Here is a 24,311-nt window from a genome sequence, read left to right on the forward strand (position 1 = left end):
TCAGTAATGTGCTGCCATAGGGCAGGACGACTAAACCTCGCTGATGAGTGTGACTTGTCAGCCAATAATCGAGAGAAAGGTAAGCATATGGGTTTTAAATGCGGCATTGTTGGTCTTCCTAACGTAGGTAAATCAACGCTTTTTAATGCGTTAACTAAGGCTGGCATCGAAGCGGCTAACTTCCCGTTTTGTACCATTGAACCTAACACTGGTGTTGTACCTGTGCCGGATCCACGTCTGGATGCGTTAGCTGCGATTGTGAATCCACAACGTGTGTTACCTACCACCATGGAATTCGTGGATATTGCGGGTCTTGTGGCTGGCGCATCTAAAGGCGAAGGCTTAGGTAACAAGTTCCTCGCTAACATCCGTGAAACCGATGCTATTGGTCATGTAGTACGTTGTTTTGATGATGACAACATTGTTCACGTTGCTAACAAGGTTGACCCTGCTGGCGATATTGAAGTCATCAACACTGAATTAGCCTTAGCTGACTTAGACAGTTTAGAGCGTGCTGTTCAGCGTCAGCAGAAACGTGCTAAAGGTGGCGATAAAGACGCTAAGTTTGAAGTGGAAGTATTAGAAAAAATGCGCCCCATTTTAGACGAAGCTAAAATGTTGCGTTCTATGGATTTATCGAAAGAAGAGCTGGAAGCGGTGGCTTACCTGAACTTCTTAACCTTAAAACCGACCATGTATATTGCTAACGTTGCGGAAGATGGTTTTGAAAATAACCCGCACTTAGATGCCGTTCGCGCCATTGCTGCGACTGAAAACGCTATCGTTGTTGCCGTATGTGCGGCGATTGAATCTGAACTGGCCGAGATGGAAATCGAGGAGCGCGATGAGTTCATGGCGGATCTGGGTATCGAAGAACCAGGTTTAGATCGTGTGATCCGCGCAGGTTATGAATTACTGAATCTGCAAACCTATTTCACCGCAGGCGTGAAAGAAGTGCGTGCTTGGACTGTGCCAGTGGGTGCGAGTGCTCCGCAAGCGGCAGGCGTTATCCATACCGATTTTGAACGCGGTTTTATCCGTGCCCAAGTGATGGCATTTGACGACTTTATTGCCCACAAAGGTGAAGCTGGCGCGAAAGAAGCCGGTAAGTTACGGGTGGAAGGTAAAACCTATATTGTTAAAGATGGCGATGTGATGCATTTCCTGTTTAACGTATAACAAAGCTTATTCACGCTGTAAGTCTCGATAAATTAAGCTAAGTATGGGCAACAAGGTGTTATTTAGCACATCTGTTGCTCAGTTTGGTGAAGTAATAGCCGAACAGCTTAACCTAAGGGAAATAGCGAAAAAAAGCTGTTGACCTAGATACCTCGAATAAGCATAATACGCCCCGTTCCTCGCTGAGAGGGGCGCGTAATATCGATGTGGCAATGTAGCTCAGCTGGTTAGAGCACAGCACTCATAATGCTGGGGTCGCAGGTTCAAGTCCCGCCATTGCTACCATTTTATTTAAGATAAATTTCTTATATAAAATGAATCACGATTTTACTCTAGCATTGATTGCTAGCATCTCTTCACGATGTAAACATGAAGCTGTGCGGGAATGGTGAAATTGGTAGACACGCCAGATTTAGGTTCTGGTGCCGCAAGGTGTGAGAGTTCAAGTCTCTCTTCCCGTACCATTTTTTAGATATATGAATTTAGAAACATCGGCGATAGCGGATGTTTGAAACAGAGTTAGTTGGGGTATCGCCAAGTGGTAAGGCACCGGGTTTTGATCTCGGCATTCCAAGGTTCGAATCCTTGTACCCCAGCCATTTTTTCTCAGTTTCCAAGTTGATTGGGGTATCGCCAAGTGGTAAGGCACCGGGTTTTGATCTCGGCATTCCAAGGTTCGAATCCTTGTACCCCAGCCATTGGCAATGTAGCTCAGCTGGTTAGAGCACAGCACTCATAATGCTGGGGTCGCAGGTTCAAGTCCCGCCATTGCTACCATATTTAACTCTGTTAAAGTGATTTATCAGAGAAAAATCCAAAAATGTTGAATAGGCAATTTTGGTACATTTTGATGCGGGAATGGTGAAATTGGTAGACACGCCAGATTTAGGTTCTGGTGCCGCGAGGTGTGAGAGTTCAAGTCTCTCTTCCCGTACCATCAAAATGCAATCTTCTATAGAAGATTAAACAAGTTTATTGGGGTATCGCCAAGTGGTAAGGCACCGGGTTTTGATCTCGGCATCCCAAGGTTCGAATCCTTGTACCCCAGCCAAAAAGTTAAAAAGCCTGTCTTCGGACAGGCTTTTTGCTTTCTGACTTTTAACTATTTTCAGCTTAGCGTTATTTTGCTTTCAGTTTCCCTTCAATTAGCCCGTCCAGCCTTTCCCTTGTCTCTATAATTCCCGTTGGTTGTGGCAATTCAGCTATTTTCAAAGTTAATCCACAGTGCCATTTGAGCTGGCACTGTGGTGATCCGTTTTATTGCTTTTTGACTTCAGGAGCAACGGGTGGCGATTTTATTTCTGCTGGAGCCGCTGGAACGGCGACTTTTGCAGCCGCTTCAGTGATATTGATTGGCATTGCAGCATTCTTAATGACGGCATTCTGTGTGACCGCACTATCAATAACGGCACCTTGGGCCGCTTTAACATCACCTGTTGCAACGGCTTTGACTGCATCAGGTATTGCTAACTGTTGCTGTACTTGATTTGCCCCCGCTTCTAAGGCTTTTTGTTGTAACTTCTGTGGATCGGTATAGTCGGCTAATTCCTTCGGCCAACTAGGGACCCGTTTTTCTGCCTGATTACTGAATTGCTCAGAAATCACTAAGGGTGCACCGCCTTTCATCAGCATGACTGCCATTTGGTTGGTGTCTGAGTTCCAAACTAGACCCGCTTTTTCGGCCATTTCGGGGACAGGGGTGTAAGTCGACACTAAGTAGATGAGTGGACCTTCCTGTTGGATCTTGTCGGCCGTTTTGAGCAGGGATAGGGTGGTATCGTAATTTTTACCCAGCAATTCCTGCATACGGTTTTTGATGAGCGGTTGTTCGAATAATCCGACATCGTTCGGATCTAAACCGACAAGGGGTTTAAGCAGGGCCCACATGAGCTGGCCTTGAGGTGACATTAATAATAGTGGTGCAACGCAGGCGTTGAGCATTAATGCGAGCCACACAATATGCAGGCAGCGCATTTTTTTGAGCAGAGATGTACTCAAGATGATATTTCCTTGGAAGTACCAGCAAGTCGCCGGCGGCGGATTGTAGCTGATTGGCATAAGGTAAACGAGAGGGTGGCAAAGTAAATTTTAAGCAAAAAAATTAACCCAAATGTTGGATTTTATCCTTATGAATTTGAAAGGTATTTACAGGTGATACAATAAATTATTTGCTGCTAATTTAATCGAAGGTAATGGTTTTTGAGTGCTAAAAACAGATTTACCCCTAAGTGCTTTATTTTTAGCACTTATTTTTCTTCTTACTTTTTAATTTCTTTTTCAGTATTGAATATGTAAAGTTTGTAAACTTTGTTCTGTTTGATAATCGATCTCATTTAATCTCGGCGCATTAAATTAGTTTAATGCAGCTCATTTCTCTCTTTAGCTGCATAGGGAAAGCAGACTCTGGAGGTATTTCTCTTTGGTTTGTTTTTGAGAGTGCATCATTGAAATTAAGAGTCAGTAAGTCATCTTTGTCCTTTGCCCGCATTATTCATGTTTATGTGTCTATGGCTTTATTGTTGCTGATGCTGTTTTTTGCGGTGACAGGTATAACGTTAAATCATCCTAATTGGTTTTCTCAAGCTGATCAGGAACCTAAGCGGGAACAAGTGCCAATCCCTGCCTATTTGTTACCCGTTAATGCCCAAGACTCACAATGGCGTCTGGCTGCGGGTCATTGGTTGAAAAGTGAATGGGCTATGGATATGGCGAGCGCCGATATCGATGAAGATGAAATTAGTTTAGTCAGCAAAGGACCTGGTACTTACCGCAGCCTGACTTTGGACTTACTCGACGGGCAAGCCTATGTCGAAACCTTAGATTACGGTGTCGTTGCCGTAGTGAATGATTTGCATAAGGGCCGTAACACAGGCACAGCTTGGGCTTGGATACTCGATCTCAGCGCTGTGCTTATCATTTTATTTTCGCTCACTGGGGCTTATTTGTTGTTGCCTCAAACCAAGCGCCTCAAAAAGTCATTGTTATACATGGTACTCGTCAGCAGTAGTTGCGGGCTTGTGTATGTTTATTTTGTTCCATAAGGAGTATAGGCCGAGTATGCGTCATCTTATTCGCACCATTGCGGTGAGTGCTTTGTTTGTCAGTTCTGTGGCGTTTGCGACGCCTAAAATGACAGTCGATTTAACCTTGCCTGAAATTACCGAAGGGCAATATCACAGACCCTATGTGGCCGTATGGGTTGAGGATGCCAAGGGGCAAACGGTTAAAACCTTAAGCCTTTGGGTATGGGATGAAGGCCATAAATGGTTGAAAGATATCCGTCGTTGGTGGCGTAAAGCCGGACGCGAAGATATGAGCTTTGTTGACGGTATTGCATCTGCGACACGTCCCGCGGGTCATTACAAAATCGATTGGGATTTAAAAGATGAGGCGGGAAAAGTGCTTGAACCTGCCACTTACACTGTATTTATTGAAGTGGTGCGTGAACACGGTGGTCGCGATCTTGTACGACAAAATATCGATTTAGCTGCGGGAGATTTCTCTGTGCAGTTGCCCGCTACGACAGAAACTGGCGTTATCGACTTACGCTTAAGCGGCATGGCTCGTTGAGTCAATCCATTAAATATTTAGCCCGTATATTAATTGTTAAACTTAAGGAAAAGGCATGAAATTACGTCTTATTGCATTACTTAGCACACTTTGCATTAGCCCATTGGCAAGTAGCCACGACAGATGGATTTTACCTAGCCACTTCAACGTTTCGGCTGAAAGTGAAGAAATTGTGTGGATTACTTCAGATGTGTCTGCCAGCAATCAAGTGTTTATGATGGATAAACCTTTTAGTGCCAGTGATGTGCGTGTGTTACAGCCAAATGGAAAACCAACGTCTCCAAGCTCAAGTTACACGGGCGGACGTAAGTCGGTGTTTGATGTGCAACTGATGCAAGATGGCACTTATAAGTTTGAAAAAGAAGTTTCACCTCGTTATTTTTCTCAATATAAAGTTAAAGGAAAAGAAGGGGTTGTACGCAGCCGTATGGATAAAAAAGCCACAACTGCTGCTATGCCAAAGGGAGCCTATGAACTTGAAAGTTCTTTAAATGTGTCGCGGGTTGAAACCTATGTCACACGTAATAAGCCAACTGAGGAAGTGTTAAAGCCTAAGGGGGAATATTTAGAACTAGTGCCTGTGACTCATCCTGCTGATATTGTTGAGAACGAAGCTGCTACCCTGCAATTTGTTTTCGATGGTAAGCCCGTTGAAGGCGTTAAAGTCGCCATTATGAAAGACGGTAGCTTATATCGTAACAAACCAGAGGAAATCGAATTTACCTCAGATAAAGACGGTAAAGTTTCAATGATCTTACCTTCAGCAGGACGTTATCTCTTACATGCGGCAATTGAGCGCCCTAATTCAGATAAATCCCTTGCTGATAAAACGGTTAGCGAAATATTTTTGACCTTTGAGGCTGGGCTTGAATAAGTGAGTTAACCTCTAATTTGAGGTTTTTGCTTTGAGTCTTTATGCCCACGGTCTAAATGGCGAGTGGGCATTTTTGTATTCATTTCGTACTAAAACGTGTGCGAAATTTCCTTAGGTATACAGATTTGAATTTGATTACTGGTAACTCTGCTTAAGGTTGGGTAAGCTGCGTCAATGCATAGTTCTTGGTGCATCAAAAGCGCATAACGATTAGAATAGCGCAATTCCACCCTCATTTGACTGTGTTGACCTTAGCGTTGGCACGGGTTGCTTTTGTTTTAAAGGAGACGAAAGAAGTTATGACTAAGGTTCCTATGACAGTTGTCGGTGCAGAGCAGCTGCGTAAAGAGTTAGATATTCTCAAGTTTGACCGTCGCCCTAAAATCACTGAAGCAATTGCTTCAGCGAGAGAGTTAGGTGACTTGAAAGAAAACGCGGAATACCATGCGGCTCGTGAGGAACAAGGTATTTGTGAAGCACGTATCCGTGATATTGAGGGGAAGTTATCTAACGCGCAAATTATCGACGTCACTAAGATGGTGAATAACGGTCGTATCATTTTTGGCGCCACTGTGACTATTTTAAATCTCGATACCGATGTTGAAGTGACTTATCGCATAGTCGGCGATGACGAAGCGAATATTAAAGAAAACCTGATTTCAGTGAATTCACCAATAGCCCGCGGTTTAGTCGGCAAAAATGAAGGTGATGAAGTGTCTATTACTACGCCAGGTGGTATGACAGATTACGAAATCATCTCAGTACAGTATTTATAATCTGCTTATAATACTTTACTTATAGTGTCGTGAGCGTGACTCATGCGATATCGCTAAAACCGTCCTAGGGCGGTTTTTTGTTATTCGCGAATTAAGTTTGTTTACGGCTTGAATTTAGGGCTCGAATTTAGGGCTTTAGCCAAGGATATCGACCGCGCTTCAGCGTTGAATTCGGGGTAAGATGGACAAAGTTTAATTTGTCTCTTTGTAGGTTTTTACCTAAGCTGCCATCCTAGCAAAATCAACATTGGCGAAATGTGTATGTTGTTTTTTTGCGCGAGTTTCACTTTATGGACCCACAGTTAAGCATCAAAAGCGAACAGTGAATAGGTTCATCTTTAGTTTGATAATGTTTTATAAGAGGGCACGCTTTGGTCAAACATTGGCGTACAGGATTGATGTTAGTTTGCGTGGCGATCATGTTGATTGCGCACTCGGCTAGCTATGCGCCAAAACCCTCAGTACAGCGCAGTGATGCAACTCGCCATTATGTTCAGATGCATATGGGTCAGAAACACACTACTCTGAAACAAACGGCTCAGATGCATACTGTGAGTCTTGATAGCTCGACTCCCCATACAAAACTAAGCGCTGAGCCTCAAAGCTTGCCCAATGCCGATGTTATCGCCCAATCTGATGCGCAAACCGTTGAAAGCTGCGGCTCGCCGAATAGTCATGATACCGATCTAGTCAGTGCAGACTCAGAATCACAGCCAGCACCTTGTCCGAGCTCTGACTATCTAAGTCATTCTGATGACTTAGATTTTGCCCCGATAAATTCGCCGCGATTTATCAGTCTTGCCCAGCACGATGTGCGTGAGGTCAAGCCAGTATATGTACTCGCTGTAGACTTTACTGCCGAACCGACATCCAATGTCGTTGAACCCACTGATCTTGATATCACATCAGATTGGACGCTTTCTGCTGTTTCTTCCCCCGCCCGAATTTCGGGTTGGAAAGTCTCAAATCTTCAATATCGATTTAGCCAACAAGCCGCTTAGCTCGCCTATTTAGGCATGACGTTGATAGGAGCCTACTCTTATCGATTTTTCATGCTGTTGCCTTTTTGTACTCACCGAAACTTTTTATAGCTGCTTAAGTAAGCAGTGATGATTTGAGCCTTACGAGCTTAGCCGCTGGGACTCAATTACGTGTTTCGGACTGATATCAATATGTTCGCTTAGCGATTTGATTCAAATGCTGAGCGTTAAATAGCGAGTTAATCCCATGGAAAGAAAACCCAATCAACGGCTGCTAAATCACTATTCAGCTTGGAAATACTTAGTGCTTATTGTCACTATTATAGTGATGCTATTCAGTGCTTTGCCGACATTTTACGGTGAGGATGCTGCGGTGCAGGTGGGCGCGAAGGCGGGGTTAACGCTCACACCTATTGCCCTTCGAGATAAGCTACAAGCTGAAGGCGTGACGGTAAAACGTATCGACCAAAAAAATGGTGAAACCTTAATTGTCCTCGATGCGGATAACCAACAAACCTTAGTCAAAACTTTAGTCTCTTCTATGGTCGCAGAGCCAAAAGAATTGACTTTATCCCTTGCCAGTGCGGCGCCAAGTTGGTTACAAAACTTAGGCTTTCAGCCGATTAAACTCGGGCTCGACTTGCGCGGTGGCGTACAGTTCTTACTCGATGTTGATATTGATCCTGTTTATCAAACTCAGGCCGAGACGCTTGTTGATTCGCTACGTCAATTCATCCGTGAGCAGAAAATTCGTGGTGCCAGCGTGCATTTGGACCAAAGTCATCAGTTAAACATGACGTTGCCCGATAATGACGCCCGTGCTGCTGTGCGTCAAATGATGAAAGAGTCCTATCCTAATTGGCAGCTATCCAATGCAGATGGCGCGGGTTTACTGATTAAGTTGAGCCAAGAAGAGCAAACGAAACTGCGTAATTTGACAGTGCAGCAAAACTTACAAGTGATGCGCAGCCGTATTGAAGAACTCGGTATCACTGAAGCTTTAGTGCAGCGTCAAGGGGAGCATCGAATTCGGATTGAATTGCCTGGAGTACAAGATCCTGCAGCCGCTAAAAACGTTATCGGTGCTACGGCGAGTCTGGCCTTTTTCGAGGTTAAAGAGTCTGGCTCCGTTAATGCTATGGTGCTCAATGACAAGTCTGGTAAGCCTATTTATGTGAGCCGCACACCAGTGCTGGGTGGCGATCATATTGTCGATGCGAGGGCGAGTTTAGGTGAGATGGGCATGGCGGAGGTGAACATTAACCTTGACCGTGTGGGCGGGCAGAAAATGTCTGAGTTTTCCCGTACCAATATCGGCAAACCTATGGCGACGTCTTACAGCGAATACAGCCGTGATGAGCAAGGTAAGGCAAAGCAAACACAAGAGATTATCAGTGTTGCGACTATTCAATCCCAACTTGGAGACCGTTTTCGCATTACGGGTGCAGGCTCCTATCAAGAAGCACAACAATTAGCTCTGTTACTGCGAGCTGGCTCTATGACGGCGCCAGTGACTATTGTTGAAGAGCGCACTATTGGCCCGACGCTGGGTGCTGAAAACATTGAAAACGGTTTTGCGGCCCTTGGTTTAGGGATGGGGATTACCTTGCTGTTTATGGCGCTTTGGTATCGCCGTCTCGGCTGGGTGGCGAATATAGCGCTGATCTCCAATATGGTGATCCTGTTTGGTTTACTGGCGCTTATCCCTGGCGCTGTGTTGACCTTACCTGGTATTGCGGGTTTGGTGTTAACAGTCGGTATGGCTGTCGATACCAATGTGCTGATTTTCGAGCGAATAAAAGATAAGTTAAAGGAAGGTCGCAGTTTTGCGCTGGCAATTGATACGGGTTTTGATAGCGCGTTTTCTACTATTTTTGACGCTAACTTCACCACTATGATCACTGCAGTGGTGCTTTACTCCATAGGTAATGGTCCAATTCAAGGTTTTGCCTTGACCTTAGGTCTAGGTCTATTGACCAGCATGTTTACCGGTATCTTTGCTTCAAGGGCCTTGATCAACTTAGTTTATGGACGTGATGCTAGCCGTCATGTGAAGGTATAATCATGAAAAATATTAATCTAACTAAATGGCGTTATGTTTCGAGTGCTATCTCAATTTTGTTGATGCTAGTGTCATTAACCATCATCGGCGTGAAAGGTTTTAACTGGGGCTTAGATTTTACTGGCGGTGTCGTCACCGAAGTGCAGATCGATAGAAAAATTACCAGCAGTGAATTGCAACCTTTACTTAATGCCGCTTATCAGCAAGAGGTGAGTGTAGTCTCCGCCAGTGAGCCGGGACGTTGGGTGTTGCGCTATTCCGATATAAAGAGTGCCGATACAGAGCAAGGTAATATCGATATTCAGCAGGTATTAGCGCCGCTTAACTCTGAAGTGCAAGTGCTTAACAGCAGTGTTGTCGGGCCGCAGATTGGTCAAGAATTGGCTGAGCAGGGCGGTTTGGCGTTGTTAGTCGCTATGCTGGCGATATTAGGTTATTTAAGTTACCGCTTCGAATGGCGACTCGCATCGGGTGCCCTATTCGCGTTAGTGCATGACGTAGTGTTCGTGTTGGCATTTTTCGCGTTGACTCAGATGGAGTTTAATTTAACGATACTTGCGGCTGTGCTGGCGATTTTAGGTTATTCCTTAAACGATTCGATCATTATCGCTGACCGTATTCGTGAATTATTGATTGCTAAGCCAAAGCTTGCGATTCAAGACATTAACAACCAAGCAATTGTGGCGACGTTTTCTCGCACTATGGTGACATCAGGGACAACCTTAATGACGGTCGGTGCGCTGTGGATCATGGGCGGTGGACCGCTGGAAGGATTTTCGATTGCAATGTTTATCGGTATATTAACTGGCACATTCTCTTCGATTTCGGTTGGTACCTCATTGCCTGAGTTATTAGGCTTAACGCCTGAGCATTATAAGGAACAAGTGATTTCTGAAACACCTTAGGGCTATGCTAATCGCTTAAATTAACAGCGAAAACAAAAAGGCCACTCGATTGAATGGCCTTTTTGTTAACACGATAAAATCAAGAAAAATTACTTTGCCTTTGGCAAAGCAATTTTCATTTCTGGTGATTGACGATAAATCACCAGAATATGACCAATAAGTTGCACTTTTGCGGATTGAGTTTCACGTACTATGGCATCAACGATGGCATTTTTTAGCTCTCTGTCGGCAGAGGCTACTTTCACTTTAATCAGTTCATGATAAGCGAGTGCGCTTTCAATTTCAGCGAGTACACCTTCAGTCAATCCATTGGCACCAAGCAGCACCACTGGCTTTAGCGGATGCGCTAGACCTTTTAAATGCTGTTTTTGTTTGGTTGTTAAGTTCATTTCTACCAACTTTTGCTGAGTTACTGTTGAAAAACGGCTATTCTACCCTTATATAGCCTTTGTGTAACTCTCAATTGTTGCGGATTTTAAATGTCAGGTATAAAACGTACGGCCAGTTCTAATCGCTGGATGCTAGAACACTTTGATGATCACTATGTCAAACTCGCCCAAAAAATGGGCTTGCGATCTCGCGCTGCGTTTAAGCTTGAGGAGATCCAGCAAAAGGATCAACTAATTCGCCCAGGCATGACTGTGGTTGATCTCGGTGCTGCTCCGGGAGGTTGGTCTCAAGTGGCAGTTAAATTAGCGGGAGATAGAGGTAAAGTCATCGCCTGTGACATTTTGCCTATGGATCCCATCGTCGGCGTCGATTTTTTGCAAGGGGATTTTCGTGAAGATAAAGTCCTTCAAGCATTACTTACTCGCGTCGGTGATGCTAAAGTTGACGTTGTGTTGTCTGATATGGCACCCAACATGAGTGGTTCAGATAGTGTTGATCAACCCCGTGCCATGTATTTAGTGGAATTGGCGTTAGATATGTGCCATCAAGTATTGGCTCCTAATGGCTGTTTTGCGGTAAAAGTCTTTCAGGGGGAGGGCTTTGACGAATACATGAAAGCGGTAAAAGCAGTGTTTAAAGTCGTTAAAACACGTAAACCAGACTCTTCACGGGCTCGTTCCCGCGAAGTCTATCTTGTGGCGACAGGGTACAAGTTGTAGTAACCTAGCGTTAATAATCGCAAGACTTAATGAGGTCTAGTAATTTGAGTGACATGGCAAAAAATCTAATACTCTGGGTTGTCATCGCCGTTGTGCTGATGTCAGTGTTTCAGGGTTACTCCCCCTCTTCTTCGTCATCGCAGAAGATGGATTATTCTACCTTCTTAGATAATGTCCGTGATGGACAGGTCGCAACTGTTGAAGTTAAGAGCGACCAACGTACTATTGAAGGTGCTAAACGAACTGGTGAAAAATTCACTACTATCATGCCGTTATATGACCAAGATTTAATTAATGATCTTGATCGTAAAGGCATCACTATGAAGGGCCAAGAAGCCGAAGAGTCAGGGTTCCTTACCCAAATCTTCATCTCTTGGTTCCCGATGTTATTGCTTATCGGGGTATGGATTTTCTTCATGCGCCAGATGCAAGGCGGCGGTGGCAAAGGCGCTATGTCCTTTGGTAAGAGCAAAGCCAAGCTGATGAGCGAAGATCAGATTAAAACTACTTTTGCCGATGTTGCTGGTTGTGATGAAGCAAAAGAAGAAGTGAAAGAGCTGGTTGATTACCTGCGTGACCCAACTAAATTCCAAAAATTGGGCGGCCGAATTCCAACGGGCGTACTGATGGTGGGTCCTCCAGGTACAGGTAAAACCTTGCTGGCGAAAGCCATTGCGGGCGAATCTAAAGTACCTTTCTTCACTATTTCAGGTTCTGATTTCGTGGAAATGTTTGTTGGTGTCGGTGCATCCCGTGTGCGTGACATGTTTGAACAAGCGAAAAAGTCGGCACCTTGTATTATCTTCATCGATGAAATCGATGCGGTCGGTCGTCAACGTGGCGCGGGTTTAGGTGGTGGTCATGATGAACGTGAGCAAACACTGAACCAAATGCTGGTTGAGATGGACGGCTTCGAAGGTAATGAAGGCGTTATTGTTATCGCGGCAACTAACCGTCCAGACGTACTCGATTCTGCGTTATTACGTCCGGGTCGTTTTGACCGTCAAGTGGTCGTTGGTTTACCAGACGTGCGTGGTCGTGAGCAGATTTTGAAAGTGCATATGCGTAAAGTGCCGCTTTCTGAAGATGTGAAGGCGAGTGTGATTGCCCGTGGTACGCCAGGTTTCTCGGGTGCTGATTTAGCTAACTTAGTGAACGAAGCTGCCCTGTTTGCGGCTCGCGGAAATCGCCGAGTTGTAGGCATGGAAGAATTTGAGCGTGCAAAAGATAAAATCATGATGGGTGCTGAGCGCCGCTCTATGGTGATGTCTGAAGCAGAAAAAGAAATGACTGCTTACCATGAAGCGGGCCATGCGATTGTGGGTTGTTTAGTGCCAGAGCACGATCCCGTGCACAAGGTCACTATCATTCCTCGCGGCCGTGCGCTGGGTGTCACTTTCTTCTTACCCGAAGCTGACTCAGTGAGCCAGAGCCGTCGTAAGTTAGAAAGCCAAATTTCGGTCGCCTACGGTGGTCGTTTAGCAGAAGAGCTTATCTACGGTACTGAGAAAGTGTCGACTGGCGCATCACAGGACATCAAATACGCGACATCTATTGCGCGTAACATGGTGACTCAGTGGGGCTTCTCGGATAAGTTAGGTCCATTGCTGTATGCAGAAGAAGATGGTGAAGTCTTCTTAGGTCGCAGCATGGGTAAAGCTAAAGCGATGTCCGATGAAACTGCAACCATTATCGATGCTGAAGTAAAAGTCTTTATCGACAAAAACTACGCGAGAGCGAGACAGATATTGACGGATAACCTCGATATTCTGCACTCAATGAAAGAAGCCTTAATGAAGTATGAAACCATTGATTCACTTCAAATTGACGATTTAATGAAACGCCGTGAAGTGCGTCAGCCTGCTGATTGGCAAGTGGATGACAATGGTTCTAACGATAAAGGCAATGGTCATGGTGAACCAGCAGCGAAAGCTGAAGACAGTGTGACTGCACCTGCTGAGCCAGAACTGAAAGATCCTGATGAATCTCCAGCTAAGTAATGTGTTGTGAAACCAAAGAAAACCCCGTAAAGGGGTTTTCTTGTTTTACCTTGTTAGCAATTTGACTGCGCTGTCATTGATACTCTCTGCCACCATTGATATTTATCTTCTGACAGTTAGTCATTTCGGATAGAAAATGAAGGCTTGAAATTAATGACGCAAGTTATGCCAGTGAGTAAAATCGTAAGTGTTCGTATTACAGGAGTAAATGCGTGTTTGAACTGATTGCTGGCACTAAACGCCTCGCGTTATCTTCACCCATTGTGATGGGGATTCTTAATGTCACTCCCGATTCTTTTTCCGACGGTGGTCAATATTCTTCCTATGAGCTTGCCTGTCAGCATGCAGATGACATGGTGGCTCAAGGCGCGGGAATGATAGACATTGGCGGTGAGTCGACAAGACCTGGCGCTGCCGAGGTGAGCTTAGCCGATGAACTTGCGCGGGTGATCCCGTTAGTGAAATATGTTGCGGCGCACCATGATGTGTGGATTTCGGTTGATACCAGTAAGCCTGAAGTCATGCGTCAAGCTGTTGCTGCGGGCGCGCATTTGATTAACGATGTGCGCGCCCTGATGGAACCCGGTGCGCTTGAAGCTGCTGCAGAGTTGCAAGTCCCCATATGCTTAATGCATATGCAAGGTGAACCCAAAAGCATGCAATTTGCACCGACTTACCATAATGTTATTGAAGAAGTTTCTGCCTTTTTAACTGAGCGGATTGAAGCTTGCTTGCGAGCAGGGATCCCCCGTGAATTATTAATACTCGATCCGGGATTTGGTTTTGGTAAAAGCTTAGAGCATAACTATGAATTACTGGCGAAGCTCGACTGTTTTGCCCAGTTTGATTTACCGATATTGATAGGATTGTCTCGTAAGAGCATGATAGGAAACCTCTTAGCAAAACCGACCTCAGAACGTCTTGCTGGGAGCCTTGCTGGCGCTATGATAGCGGCCCAAAAGGGCGCTCATATCATTCGTGTGCATGATGTTACTGAAACTGTGGATATGCTCAAGGTGTTACAAGCGACACAAGCGTATTTTTAAGCATCGTTATGCTCTCGTTAAGCATTTAATTAATATTATGATCCCAAATCATTGGGACACATTTGAGTTTGTGGAGCGATATGAAAGAACGTAAATTTTTTGGAACTGACGGTATTCGGGGAAAGGTCGGTTCAGGTCAAATGACGCCTGAGCTTGCGCTTAAGTTAGGTTGGGCGGCGGGGCGCGTGTTATCCCGCAGTGGTACCAAAAAGGTGATTATAGGGAAAGATACCCGTATTTCGGGCTATATGTTTGAGTCAGCATTAGAAGCTGGCCTTTCTGCTGCAGGCCTTAATGTGATGTTAATGGGACCTATGCCAACGCCAGCAGTAGCCTATTTGACGCGCACGTTTCGCGCCGAAGCTGGGGTGGTGATCAGCGCGTCACACAATCCGTATTATGATAACGGTATTAAGTTTTTCTCCACCGACGGCAGTAAGTTAGACGATAACCTAGAGCTAGAAATTGAAGCAGAGCTTGAGAAGCCCCTCGTTTGTGTTGAGTCACATCTATTGGGGAAGGTATCGCGTATTGAAGATGCCCGTGGCCGTTATATTGAGTATTGCAAAGGTAATTTTCCTGCAGAACACACGTTAACTGGGCTAAAAATTGTGGTTGATTGTGCCCATGGCGCAACTTATCACATAGCGCCAGCTGTGTTTCGTGAGTTAGGTGCCGAGGTGATTGCTATAGGTGATAAACCCAACGGGATGAACATCAATGATAAAGTGGGCGCGACGTCCATGGGTAAAATTTGTGAAACCGTTCTAGCCGAAAGTGCCGATTTAGGTATTGCACTCGACGGTGACGGTGACCGTATTATGATGGTCAACAGCAAAGGCGAAGTGATCGACGGCGATCAAATTTTATATATTCTGGCCTGTGATGCGAAATCCCGTGGCGTATTACGCGGTGGTGTAGTTGGTACGTTAATGTCAAACCTTGGGCTTGATCTCGCCTTGCAAGCATTAGACATCCCCTTTGCGCGTTCGAAAGTGGGCGACCGTTATGTGATGGAACTACTTAAAGAACTCGATTGGCGCATTGGCGGTGAAAATTCAGGGCATATCCTCAATCTTGATCACGGCACAACTGGTGATGGCATAGTTGCGGGGATTTTAGTGTTAGCGGCTATGCGTCGTCAGGATGCCACGCTAGAAGAACTGACTTCTGCGATGGAAATGTTGCCGCAGGTGTTAGTCAATGTGCGCTTTGAAGGCGAACATGACCCTCTTAAGTCAGATAAAGTTAAAGCGGCGCAGGCACAGGTTGAATCTCAACTGGGCGTGCGTGGCCGAGTATTATTACGTAAGTCAGGTACTGAACCTTTGATCCGTGTCATGGTTGAAGGTGACGATCATAGTGCAGTATTGGCGCACGCAAATTTGATTGCGGATGCGGTAAAATCGGCAAGCTAATATTTGCTAATTTTGTAATGAGTGCGGCTGATACCAATTTAAAATTAAGGTGTTAGCTGCACAAATGAACAGAAAACAGCTTTGGCGTGTAAAAAATAAGCATTCCAACCTGATATCTGAAAAAATTCGAATTTAGCTATTGTAACTTAATAAGTGGTTCGCTATTATTCACGCCGCTTTCAGAGGAGACAGTGATGGCACTCAGACGTCCTATGGTAGCTGGCAATTGGAAGATGAACGGCAGTGCGGCATTAGCCCAAGAGTTGTTCAAAAAATTTGCCTCTAAGCTCCAAAATGATTCAGCTGAAGTGGTTTTATGCCCGCCTTCTATCTATCTAGAGAGCGTTAGGCAACTGCTAGAAGCAAACAAGGAAGCGTTAGACGGTTCACTTGTTAGGATGGGCGCACAAAACCTAAGTCAACATGACTTTGGCGCTTATACCGGAGAAGTTTCAGGTCAGATGCTCAAAGATTCAGGATGCCGATATGTAATTATCGGGCATTCAGAACGTCGCCGTATGTACGGAGAGACGAGTAATATCGTAGCGGAGAAATTCGCCGCTGCACAAAAGCATGGCTTAACCCCAATTTTATGTGTGGGTGAGTCAGGTCCGGCACGTGAAGCAAGACGCACCTTTGAGGTGATTGCTGAAGAGTTGGATATAGTGATCCAGAAAAATGGCACTATGGCTTTTGATAACGCTATTATCGCCTACGAGCCGCTTTGGGCTGTAGGAACAGGTAAAAGTGCTACACCAGAGCAGGCACAAGAAGTTCATGCGTTTATTCGCAAACGCCTCTCTGAAGTGTCTCCGTTTATCGGAGAAAATATCAGGATTCTCTACGGTGGTAGTGTGACACCGAGTAATGCTGCAGATTTATTTGCCCAACCTGATGTTGATGGTGGACTGATTGGCGGTGCTAGCTTAAACTCTAGCGAGTTTTTAAGTCTGTGTACCATAGCGATGAGCGCATAATATGTATGAAGTTCTAGTAGTTATTTACTTGTTGGTTGCATTAGGTCTAATAGGCTTAGTATTAATTCAGCAAGGTAAGGGAGCTGACATGGGGGCCTCTTTTGGCGCCGGTGCATCAGGTACTCTTTTTGGTTCAAGCGGTTCAGGTAATTTCCTGACACGCAGTACGGCGATTCTTGCCATTGCGTTTTTCACTTTAAGTCTGCTTATTGGTAACTTAAGTGCAAATCACGCAAAAAATGAAGATTCATGGAAAGATTTAGGTTCAGACACTGAACAGGTTACCCAACCTGTTGAGCAAGGAACCCAAAAGTCAGAAACGAAAATTCCTGACTAGTAAAAGGTGTCGCCGAGGTGGCGAAATTGGTAGACGCGCAGCCTTGAGGTGGCTGTGACCTAACGGTCGTGCGGGTTCAAGTCCCGCTCTCGGCACCAAATATAACTAAGATAGACGAGATAAGTTCTCTCTTAGTTATTGCAAGAAATGACGATAGTCAATATACTTGCACACAGTTGACGCGGGGTGGAGCAGCATGGTAGCTCGTCGGGCTCATAACCCGAAGGTCGTCGGTTCAAATCCGGCCCCCGCAACCAGCTCCTAGTAACGAATAGTGTTTGAATTCGTTATGGTTTACAGGTTCTTGAAATTAATGACCTCGTGATTACGGGGTTTTTTGTTATCTGGGACTTTTAAATTTGTCGCATGCTTCGTATGTGGCGTTGTACTAGGGCTATTAAGCCCTTTTTTGTTTTTTCGGGGGTCAATCTTGGCAACGTTAGAATTCAGACTGGCAGAAATGCTCAAAGTACCTGTGGAAGCATTAGGCTTTCAGCTGTGGGGCATTGAATATGTTCAAGCGGGTAAGCATTCCACACTGCGAGTGTTCATTGATGGTGAGAATGGTATCAATATTGAAGATTGTGCCAATGCAAGTCGCCAAGTCAGTGCTGTACTCGATGTTGAAGATCCTATTTCTACAGAATATACCCTAGAGGTTTCTTCGCCAGGCGTAGATAGACCCTTATTTACTGCTGAGCAGTACGCGGGCTATGTAGGCGAGGATGTAAAGCTTCAATTGACTATGCCGGTTGACGGCAGTCGTAATTTAAAAGGCGCCATCACTGCGGTCGACGGGCAAATGCTCTCGCTGAAAGTGAATGGTAAAGAGTTAGTTGTCGCATTGGATAATATCCGCAAAGGCAACTTAATCGCTAAGTTTTGATGGTTTCAAGGTGAACGAGGCAAGACGAGATGAATAAAGAGATTCTGCTAGTCGCTGAGGCGGTTTCAAATGAAAAGGCCGTTCCACGCGAGAAAATTTTTGAAGCGCTAGAGATTGCTCTGGCCACAGCAACCAAGAAAAAGTACGAAGGTGATATTGACGTTCGTGTTGCTATCGACCGTAAAACCGGTGGTTATGATACTTTCCGTCGTTGGATGGTAGTTGATGATCACGGTGAAGCGTTAGAAAACCCTTATCGTGAAATCACGTTAGAAGCGGCACGTTACGAAAATCCGGACATCCAGCCTGGTGAGTTTATCGAAGACGATATCGAGTCAGTGGTGTTTGACCGTATTACCACTCAAACCGCTAAGCAAGTAATCGTACAGAAAGTACGTGAAGCTGAACGTGCGCAAGTGGTTGAGCAGTTCCAAGATCAAGAAGGTGAGTTAATCACTGGTGTGGTCAAAAAAGCGACTCGCGAGAGCGTAGTGGTTGACTTAGGTAATAACGCTGACGGCGTATTGTTCCGTGAAGACTTAATTTCACGCGAATCTTTCCGTCCTGGTGACCGTGTGCGTGCATTATTGTACTCAGTACGTCCAGAAGCTCGTGGTGCACAGTTATTCTTAAGCCGTACTAAACCTGAAATGCTGATCGAGCTTTTCCGTGTTGAAGTGCCTGAAATCGCTGACGAACTGATTGAAATTATGGGCGCTGCTCGTGATCCAGGCGCTCGCGCTAAGATCGCCGTTAAGTCGAATGATCGCCGTATCGATCCTATCGGTGCGTGTGTGGGTATGCGCGGTGCGCGTGTACAAGCCGTTTCGAATGAACTGGGTGGCGAACGTGTTGATATCGTGTTGTGGGATGATAATCCAGCACAATACGTGATCAATGCCATGGCGCCAGCCGATGTTGCCTCTATCATAGTCGACGAAGATAACCATTCTATGGATATCGCTGTTGAAGCCGATAGTTTGGCACAAGCCATTGGACGTAATGGCCAGAACGTACGTTTAGCAACACAACTGACTGGTTGGGTTCTGAACGTTATGACAGTGGAAGATATGAATAAGAAACATCAGGCAGAAAGTGCCAAGGTGGTTGATTTATTTGTTAACTCACTGGATGTCGATGAAGATTTTGCACAAGTACTGGCAGATGAGGGCTTTACGTCGCTCGAAGAAGTTGCCTATGTGCCTGTGTCTGAACTATTGGCGATTGACGGTTTTGACGAAGATCTCGTCGAAGCTTTACGTGAACGTGCAAAAGCGGCGATCTCAACTCGAGCTCTCGCTACTGAAGAAGCACTGGATGGTGTGGAGCCAAGTGAAGAGTTGCTAGCACTTGAAGGTGTTGAAAGACACTTAGCCTATGTTTTCGCTAGCAAAGGTATTGTGACTCTAGAAGACTTGGCTGAACAAGGCATTGATGATTTGATCGAAATTGAAGAATTGACAGAAGAAAAAGCAGGTGAGCTCATCATGGCAGCCCGCAATATCTGTTGGTTTGGCGAAGAAGCATAAGTCGATCAACAGGGGGATTTAACTGATGGCAGATACTACCGTAGAGAAATTGGCCACGGAAGTGGGTAAAAGTGTTGAACGTCTGATTGAGCAATTCTCTCAGGCTGGAATTAAGAAAGGCCAAGCTGATAAAGTGACTGAAGCTGAAAAGCAGCAGTTACTGGATTATCTGAAAAAGCAGCACGGTGGCGAAAATGCGCCAACGAAAATGACGCTGCAGCGTAAAACAGTATCGACCCTAAGTGTGGCCGGTAATGGTGGTCAATCTAAAGATGTTAAAGTTGAAGTTCGTAAAACACGAACTTTCGTTAAGCGTGATGCTAATGAGGCTACTCTGAAGGCTGAAGAAGAAGCGAAAGCCGAAGCAGAAGCTTTGGCAAAAGCAAAGGCCGAAGCAGAAGCTGCTGCGGCAGCAAAAGTGAAAGCTGAAGCAGATGCTAAGGCAAAAGTAGAAGCAGAAGCCAAGGCGAAAGCTAAAGCAGCAGCCGAAGTGAAAGTGGTTAAAGATATGTCACCAGAAGCAGAAGCGGCTCGTCTAGAAGCTGAACGTTTGAAAGCGGCGCAAGAAGCGGCAACTAAACGTAAGCAAGACGAAGAAGCGGCTAAAGCGGCAGAAACTGCTCGCTTACTCGCTGAAGAACATTCTAAGCGCTGGGCCGAAGAAGAGCGCCAACGTTTAGAAGCTGAGAAAAATGGTGATCATCACATCACGACATCTAAAGTAGCTCGTGCTGCTGAAGATACTTCTGATCTGGATGAAGAAAAACGCGGACGTCGTGCTCGTAACAAGAGCAACGCGAAAAAACGTGGCGGCAAAGATGCCCGTGACGGCCGTGAAAAACACATGCGTAACCGCAGTACTGCACCTGAGTCTATGGCGCATGGCTTCAATAAGCCTGTGGCAGCCGTGAGCCGTGATGTGCGTATCGGTGAAACTGTTACTGTTTCTGAACTTGCGCATTTAATGGCAGTGAAAGCGACTGAAATCATCAAACAGATGATGAAAATGGGTTCTATGGTCACGATCAACCAAGTGTTAGATCAAGAGACTGCCCAGCTAGTTGCTGAAGAAATGGGTCACAAAGTTGTGCTTATCCGTGAAAACGAGCTTGAGCACCAAGTGCTACAAGACCGTGATGATGAAGATGGCATTAAGCTAGAATCTCGTGCACCAGTTGTGACTATCATGGGTCACGTTGACCACGGTAAGACTTCGTTACTCGACTACATTCGCCGCGCTAAAGTGGCTGCTGGCGAAGCCGGTGGTATTACTCAGCATATCGGTGCATACCATGTTGAAACTGAAAATGGCATGATCACTTTCCTTGATACTCCTGGTCACGCCGCGTTTACCGCAATGCGTGCCCGTGGTGCCAAGGCAACGGATATTGTTGTGCTAGTTGTTGCTGCCGATGACGGTGTAATGCCGCAAACAATCGAAGCTATTCAACATGCTAAAGCCGGTAACGTGCCATTAATCGTGGCTGTGAACAAGATGGATAAACCGGAAGCGGATATCGATCGCGTTAAGAGCGAATTGTCACAACACGGTGTTATGTCTGAAGATTGGGGTGGAGACAACATGTTTGCCTTCGTTTCAGCTAAGACAGGTGAAGGCGTTGATGAACTGTTAGAAGGTATCTTACTGCAAGCTGAAGTTCTCGAACTGAAAGCGGTACGTGATGGTATGGCTGCCGGTGTGGTCATTGAATCACAATTGGACAAAGGTCGCGGCCCTGTGGCTACGATTCTGGTTCAAGAAGGTACGCTGCGCCAAGGTGATATCGTTCTGTGTGGTCTTGAGTACGGTAAAATTCGTGCAATGAAAGACGAAAACGGTCGTTCAATCACTGAAGCGGGTCCATCTATTCCTGTTGAAATTCTAGGTCTGTCAGGCGTTCCGTCTGCAGGTGATGAAGCAACAGTCGTACGTGACGAACGTAAAGCTCGCGAAGTTGCCCTGTATCGTCAAGGTAAGTTCCGTGATGTGAAACTGGCACGTCAGCAAAAATCTAAGCTAGAAAATATGTTTGCGAACATGACTGACGGCGAAGTGAAAGAACTGAACATCGTTCTTAAAGCAGACGTACAAGGTTCACTGGAAGCGATTACTGATTCGTTAACAGGTTTGTCTACCGACGAAGTGAAAGTGAACATCATCGCTCGCGGTGTGGGTGCACTGACTGAAACGGATGCAACCTTAGCGGCTGCCTCTAACGCTATCATGGTTGGCTTTAACGTACGTGCCGATGCACAAGCCCGTAAGACTATCGAAAGTGAAAGTGTTGATTTACGTTACTACAGCGTTATCTATAATTTGATTGATGAAGTTCGTGCAGCAATGACAGGTATGCTGTCTCCTGTGTTCAAACAACAAATTATCGGTCTGGCTGAAGTTCGTGATGTGTTCAAGTCACCTAAGCTGGGCGCAATTGCTGGCTGTATGGTGACCGAAGGTACCATCAAGCGTAGCGCGCCAATTCGCGTACTACGTGATAACGTTGTTATCTACGAAGGTGAACTCGAATCGCTACGTCGCTTTAAAGACGACGTTGCTGAAGTTCGCAATGGTATGGAATGTGGTATTGGCGTTAAGAACTACAACGATGTTCGCGTAGGCGACCAAATCGAAGTATTCGAAACCGTCGAGATTGCTCGTACTCTGTAACGATAATAAGGGCGGCTTTAGCCGCCCTTATCAATTTAAGCTATGGTAAGAAATATTATGGCAAAAGAATTCAGTCGTACTCGTCGAATCGCTCAGCAGCTTCAGCAAGAACTTGCTCAAGTGCTACAGCGCGACATGAAAGATCCTCGTATTGGCTTTGTGACTGTGAATGACGTCGACGTCTCTCGCGATCTCAGCTATGCCAAAGTGTTTGTGACTTTTTTTGAAGAAGACAAAGCTGTCGTTCAAGAAAAGCTAAACGCTTTGATCAGCGCAGCTCCTTATATCCGCACTTTAGTGGCGGGTCGTATGAAGCTGCGTGTCATGCCTGAACTGCGTTTTATCTACGATAGCTCGCTGGTTGAAGGTATGCGCATGTCTAACTTAGTTAGCCAAGTGATCAACCAAGACAAAGCGAAGCAACAGCAATTTGGCAGCGAAGACGCATCGGTTGAAGATGAAGTCTTAGGTGATGATATTGCTGATGACGCAGATGAAACGGAAGGTAAAGATTAATGGCTCGTCGTCCAAAAGGTCGTTTTATCGATGGGATAGTGCTGCTGGATAAATCCACTGGCATGAGTTCTAACTTTGCATTGCAAAGGGTAAAGCGCTTTTTTAATGCGAATAAAGCTGGGCATACGGGCGCACTCGATCCGTTAGCGACAGGTATGTTACCTGTATGCTTAGGCGAAGGGACTAAGTTTTCTCAGCATCTATTGGATGCCGATAAACGCTATTTAGTCACTGCAAAGCTTGGCGAACGGACAGATACCAGTGATTCCGATGGTGAAGTGGTGCAAACCCGCGCCATTGATTTTACCGAGGCGCAGTTATTAACCGCGCTTGATTTCTTCCGTGGTGAAACTCAGCAAGTGCCTTCTATGTATTCCGCGCTGAAATATCAGGGTCAGCCCCTGTATAAATATGCCCGTGAAGGCATAGAAGTGCCGCGTGAATCTCGCCCTATTACGGTATTTGAGCTAAATTTCATCGGTCTTGAAGGCGATGAGCTGACCTTAGACATTCATTGTTCTAAGGGCACTTATATTCGCACTATCATAGACGATCTCGGTGAGATGCTCGGTTGTGGCGCCCATGTGATTATGCTGCGCCGCACCCAAGTTGCGCAGTATCCCTATGCCAGAATGGTCACTTTAGAACAACTTGAAGCGCTAGTTGCTCAAGCACATGAACAACAGATAGATCCGAGCGTATTACTCGACCCTCTGTTATTGCCTATGGACACGGCCGTGGCCGATTTCCCAGAGGTGAATGTGCCGGATGCGATAGCTCCTTACTTAATGCAAGGTCAAGCAGTTCGGGTACCGGTTAATGCAGATTTGAAAACCGATGAGTTGGTACGTATCACTTTAGGTGACATTCGCCGATTTGTGGGGATTGGCACAATGAACGAAGATGGCTTATTAGCGCCGAAACGACTCATTGTTATCCATGACGAACCTGCAGAAACGCATTAGCCCGTTATCCATCGACAAATGATTAAATTAGTTGATGCATTAGTCCCCGCCTTTTATTGCGCTAGAGTGGGTTTATGGGTAAAATAGCGCGCCCTCTGGCTGAGTTAGTGATCGGCTAGAGATTCATATTATTTATTTGGAGATATACATGTCACTAAGTTCTGAAGCAAAAGCAAAAATTTTGGCTGATTTTGGCCGTTGTGAAAACGACACTGGTTCAACTGAAGTTCAAGTTGCTTTGTTAACTGCGCAAATCAACCATTTGCAAGATCACTTCAAAGAGCACATTCATGATCACCACTCACGTCGTGGTCTGTTACGTATGGTTAGCTCACGTCGTAAGTTAACTGCTTACCTGAAACGTACTGATTTAGCACGTTACACTGCTCTGATCCAAAAGTTAGGTCTACGTCGTTAATTTCGCGTCGACTAACGTGAAAAAGGAGGCTTAGCCTCCTTTTTTATTGCCTAAAATTCAACAGAATATTTATTGTGTAAACGAGAGATATAAAGA

Annotated in this window: 22 protein-coding genes and 9 tRNA genes; 29 read left to right on the forward strand and 2 right to left on the reverse strand. The window is 45.5% G+C overall.

Features of this window, described 5'->3' with window-relative positions; genetic code table 11:
- Positions 1–87: 87 nt before the first annotated feature.
- From ychF to RA178_RS05315, 8 genes are all read left to right on the forward strand, one after another.
- Positions 88–1,179, forward strand: coding sequence for a redox-regulated ATPase YchF (gene ychF / locus RA178_RS05280; RefSeq protein ID WP_028761466.1), 1,092 nt, complete (start codon positions 88–90; stop codon positions 1,177–1,179).
- A gap of 208 nt (positions 1,180–1,387) precedes the next feature.
- A tRNA-Met gene (locus tag RA178_RS05285) sits at positions 1,388–1,464 on the forward strand.
- A gap of 94 nt (positions 1,465–1,558) precedes the next feature.
- Positions 1,559–1,643 (forward strand) — tRNA-Leu (locus RA178_RS05290).
- 60 nt (positions 1,644–1,703) lie between these two features.
- Positions 1,704–1,778 (forward strand) — tRNA-Gln (locus RA178_RS05295).
- Between the two features lie 24 nt (positions 1,779–1,802).
- A tRNA-Gln gene (locus RA178_RS05300) sits at positions 1,803–1,877 on the forward strand.
- Between the two features lie 2 nt (positions 1,878–1,879).
- A tRNA-Met gene (locus RA178_RS05305) sits at positions 1,880–1,956 on the forward strand.
- A gap of 75 nt (positions 1,957–2,031) precedes the next feature.
- Positions 2,032–2,116, forward strand: a tRNA-Leu gene (locus tag RA178_RS05310).
- Positions 2,117–2,155: 39 nt separating this feature from the next.
- Positions 2,156–2,230 (forward strand) — tRNA-Gln (locus RA178_RS05315).
- Between the two features lie 206 nt (positions 2,231–2,436).
- Here RA178_RS05315 and RA178_RS05320 read toward each other — a convergent pair.
- Entirely contained in the window at positions 2,437–3,153 is a 717-nt protein-coding gene (locus RA178_RS05320) for a hypothetical protein (RefSeq protein WP_306685399.1), read from the reverse strand.
- A 470-nt stretch (positions 3,154–3,623) separates the two neighbouring features.
- On the opposite strand from RA178_RS05320, the gene RA178_RS05325 reads away from it, so the two are divergent.
- The 7 genes from RA178_RS05325 (at position 3,624) to secF (ending at position 10,346) form a co-directional block, all read left to right on the forward strand.
- Positions 3,624–4,220 (forward strand): PepSY-associated TM helix domain-containing protein, encoded by a 597-nt coding sequence (locus RA178_RS05325; RefSeq protein ID WP_212599331.1) that lies wholly within the window; start codon positions 3,624–3,626, stop codon positions 4,218–4,220.
- Positions 4,221–4,236: 16 nt separating this feature from the next.
- Positions 4,237–4,749, forward strand: coding sequence for a DUF2271 domain-containing protein (locus RA178_RS05330; protein WP_263185633.1), 513 nt, complete (start codon positions 4,237–4,239; stop codon positions 4,747–4,749).
- 55 nt (positions 4,750–4,804) lie between these two features.
- Positions 4,805–5,623 carry a DUF4198 domain-containing protein gene (locus RA178_RS05335; protein WP_263191223.1) on the forward strand — a complete coding sequence of 273 codons (819 nt, stop codon included), beginning with the start codon at positions 4,805–4,807 and terminating at the stop codon, positions 5,621–5,623.
- A 299-nt stretch (positions 5,624–5,922) separates the two neighbouring features.
- On the forward strand, positions 5,923–6,399 hold the full coding sequence (gene greA, locus RA178_RS05340; RefSeq protein WP_028761461.1) for a transcription elongation factor GreA: 477 nt from the start codon (positions 5,923–5,925) through the stop codon (positions 6,397–6,399).
- Positions 6,400–6,797: 398 nt separating this feature from the next.
- Positions 6,798–7,400, forward strand: coding sequence for a hypothetical protein (locus RA178_RS05345; protein ID WP_219251199.1), 603 nt, complete (start codon positions 6,798–6,800; stop codon positions 7,398–7,400).
- Between the two features lie 226 nt (positions 7,401–7,626).
- Entirely contained in the window at positions 7,627–9,441 is a 1,815-nt protein-coding gene (gene secD / locus RA178_RS05350) for a protein translocase subunit SecD (RefSeq protein ID WP_105251696.1), read from the forward strand.
- 2 nt (positions 9,442–9,443) lie between these two features.
- On the forward strand, positions 9,444–10,346 hold the full coding sequence (secF, locus tag RA178_RS05355; protein WP_028761458.1) for a protein translocase subunit SecF: 903 nt from the start codon (positions 9,444–9,446) through the stop codon (positions 10,344–10,346).
- Positions 10,347–10,435: 89 nt separating this feature from the next.
- On the opposite strand, the gene yhbY is transcribed toward secF, so the two are convergent.
- The gene (gene yhbY, locus RA178_RS05360; RefSeq protein ID WP_006082725.1) at positions 10,436–10,735 is read right to left on the reverse strand and encodes a ribosome assembly RNA-binding protein YhbY; all 300 of its coding nucleotides are present in this window, start codon (positions 10,733–10,735) and stop codon (positions 10,436–10,438) included.
- Positions 10,736–10,825: 90 nt separating this feature from the next.
- Here yhbY and rlmE point away from each other — a divergent pair, with 90 nt between their 5' ends.
- From rlmE to rpsO, 14 genes are all read left to right on the forward strand, one after another.
- Positions 10,826–11,455: a 23S rRNA (uridine(2552)-2'-O)-methyltransferase RlmE gene (gene rlmE / locus RA178_RS05365; RefSeq protein WP_006082724.1), complete on the forward strand. Its 630-nt coding sequence runs from the start codon at positions 10,826–10,828 to the stop codon at positions 11,453–11,455.
- A gap of 29 nt (positions 11,456–11,484) precedes the next feature.
- On the forward strand, positions 11,485–13,455 hold the full coding sequence (gene ftsH / locus RA178_RS05370) for an ATP-dependent zinc metalloprotease FtsH (protein ID WP_168822810.1): 1,971 nt from the start codon (positions 11,485–11,487) through the stop codon (positions 13,453–13,455).
- Positions 13,456–13,667: 212 nt separating this feature from the next.
- Positions 13,668–14,501, forward strand: coding sequence for a dihydropteroate synthase (folP, locus tag RA178_RS05375; protein ID WP_028761455.1), 834 nt, complete (start codon positions 13,668–13,670; stop codon positions 14,499–14,501).
- An 80-nt stretch (positions 14,502–14,581) separates the two neighbouring features.
- Positions 14,582–15,919 carry a phosphoglucosamine mutase gene (gene glmM, locus RA178_RS05380; protein WP_263172660.1) on the forward strand — a complete coding sequence of 446 codons (1,338 nt, stop codon included), beginning with the start codon at positions 14,582–14,584 and terminating at the stop codon, positions 15,917–15,919.
- A gap of 194 nt (positions 15,920–16,113) precedes the next feature.
- A complete protein-coding gene (tpiA, locus tag RA178_RS05385; protein WP_006082720.1) occupies positions 16,114–16,896 on the forward strand; it encodes a triose-phosphate isomerase in 783 nt (260 codons plus the stop codon).
- A gap of 1 nt (position 16,897) precedes the next feature.
- Positions 16,898–17,233 (forward strand): preprotein translocase subunit SecG, encoded by a 336-nt coding sequence (gene secG / locus RA178_RS05390; protein ID WP_028761453.1) that lies wholly within the window; start codon positions 16,898–16,900, stop codon positions 17,231–17,233.
- An 11-nt stretch (positions 17,234–17,244) separates the two neighbouring features.
- Positions 17,245–17,331: transfer RNA gene (locus RA178_RS05395), tRNA-Leu, on the forward strand.
- Positions 17,332–17,413: 82 nt separating this feature from the next.
- A tRNA-Met gene (locus RA178_RS05400) sits at positions 17,414–17,490 on the forward strand.
- A gap of 173 nt (positions 17,491–17,663) precedes the next feature.
- Positions 17,664–18,119, forward strand: coding sequence for a ribosome maturation factor RimP (rimP, locus tag RA178_RS05405; RefSeq protein ID WP_006082718.1), 456 nt, complete (start codon positions 17,664–17,666; stop codon positions 18,117–18,119).
- Positions 18,120–18,148: 29 nt separating this feature from the next.
- Positions 18,149–19,648 (forward strand): transcription termination factor NusA, encoded by a 1,500-nt coding sequence (nusA, locus tag RA178_RS05410; protein ID WP_028761452.1) that lies wholly within the window; start codon positions 18,149–18,151, stop codon positions 19,646–19,648.
- Positions 19,649–19,673: 25 nt separating this feature from the next.
- Positions 19,674–22,316, forward strand: a complete 2,643-nt coding sequence (gene infB, locus RA178_RS05415; RefSeq protein ID WP_105251699.1) for a translation initiation factor IF-2 — start codon at positions 19,674–19,676, stop codon at positions 22,314–22,316.
- A 57-nt stretch (positions 22,317–22,373) separates the two neighbouring features.
- Complete coding sequence (rbfA, locus tag RA178_RS05420) at positions 22,374–22,832, forward strand: 30S ribosome-binding factor RbfA (protein ID WP_105251700.1); 459 nt, start codon at positions 22,374–22,376, stop codon at positions 22,830–22,832.
- Positions 22,832–23,797 (forward strand): tRNA pseudouridine(55) synthase TruB, encoded by a 966-nt coding sequence (truB, locus tag RA178_RS05425; RefSeq protein WP_263266342.1) that lies wholly within the window; start codon positions 22,832–22,834, stop codon positions 23,795–23,797. The genes rbfA and truB overlap by 1 nt, the downstream gene beginning before the upstream one ends.
- Positions 23,798–23,945: 148 nt before the next feature.
- On the forward strand, positions 23,946–24,215 hold the full coding sequence (gene rpsO / locus RA178_RS05430; protein ID WP_219251202.1) for a 30S ribosomal protein S15: 270 nt from the start codon (positions 23,946–23,948) through the stop codon (positions 24,213–24,215).
- Positions 24,216–24,311 lie beyond the last annotated feature (96 nt).

It is taken from the genome of Shewanella oncorhynchi (assembly GCF_030848765.1).
GTDB classification, from domain to species: domain Bacteria; phylum Pseudomonadota; class Gammaproteobacteria; order Enterobacterales; family Shewanellaceae; genus Shewanella; species Shewanella oncorhynchi.

Bases quoted from the DNA above. Each gene is read 5' to 3' on its own strand.
- ychF (WP_028761466.1), top strand. From the start codon at position 88: ATGGGTTTTAAATGCGGCATTGTTGGTCTTCCTAACGTAGGTAAATCA.
- RA178_RS05320 (WP_306685399.1), bottom strand. From the start codon at position 3,153: ATGCGCTGCCTGCATATTGTGTGGCTCGCATTAATGCTCAACGCCTGC.
- RA178_RS05330 (WP_263185633.1), top strand. From the start codon at position 4,237: ATGCGTCATCTTATTCGCACCATTGCGGTGAGTGCTTTGTTTGTCAGT.
- RA178_RS05335 (WP_263191223.1), top strand. From the start codon at position 4,805: ATGAAATTACGTCTTATTGCATTACTTAGCACACTTTGCATTAGCCCA.
- greA (WP_028761461.1), top strand. From the start codon at position 5,923: ATGACTAAGGTTCCTATGACAGTTGTCGGTGCAGAGCAGCTGCGTAAA.
- RA178_RS05345 (WP_219251199.1), top strand. From the start codon at position 6,798: ATGTTAGTTTGCGTGGCGATCATGTTGATTGCGCACTCGGCTAGCTAT.
- secD (WP_105251696.1), top strand. From the start codon at position 7,627: ATGGAAAGAAAACCCAATCAACGGCTGCTAAATCACTATTCAGCTTGG.
- secF (WP_028761458.1), top strand. From the start codon at position 9,444: ATGAAAAATATTAATCTAACTAAATGGCGTTATGTTTCGAGTGCTATC.
- yhbY (WP_006082725.1), bottom strand. From the start codon at position 10,735: ATGAACTTAACAACCAAACAAAAACAGCATTTAAAAGGTCTAGCGCAT.
- rlmE (WP_006082724.1), top strand. From the start codon at position 10,826: ATGTCAGGTATAAAACGTACGGCCAGTTCTAATCGCTGGATGCTAGAA.
- ftsH (WP_168822810.1), top strand. From the start codon at position 11,485: ATGAGGTCTAGTAATTTGAGTGACATGGCAAAAAATCTAATACTCTGG.
- glmM (WP_263172660.1), top strand. From the start codon at position 14,582: ATGAAAGAACGTAAATTTTTTGGAACTGACGGTATTCGGGGAAAGGTC.
- tpiA (WP_006082720.1), top strand. From the start codon at position 16,114: ATGGCACTCAGACGTCCTATGGTAGCTGGCAATTGGAAGATGAACGGC.
- secG (WP_028761453.1), top strand. From the start codon at position 16,898: ATGTATGAAGTTCTAGTAGTTATTTACTTGTTGGTTGCATTAGGTCTA.
- nusA (WP_028761452.1), top strand. From the start codon at position 18,149: ATGAATAAAGAGATTCTGCTAGTCGCTGAGGCGGTTTCAAATGAAAAG.
- infB (WP_105251699.1), top strand. From the start codon at position 19,674: ATGGCAGATACTACCGTAGAGAAATTGGCCACGGAAGTGGGTAAAAGT.
- rbfA (WP_105251700.1), top strand. From the start codon at position 22,374: ATGGCAAAAGAATTCAGTCGTACTCGTCGAATCGCTCAGCAGCTTCAG.
- truB (WP_263266342.1), top strand. From the start codon at position 22,832: ATGGCTCGTCGTCCAAAAGGTCGTTTTATCGATGGGATAGTGCTGCTG.
- rpsO (WP_219251202.1), top strand. From the start codon at position 23,946: ATGTCACTAAGTTCTGAAGCAAAAGCAAAAATTTTGGCTGATTTTGGC.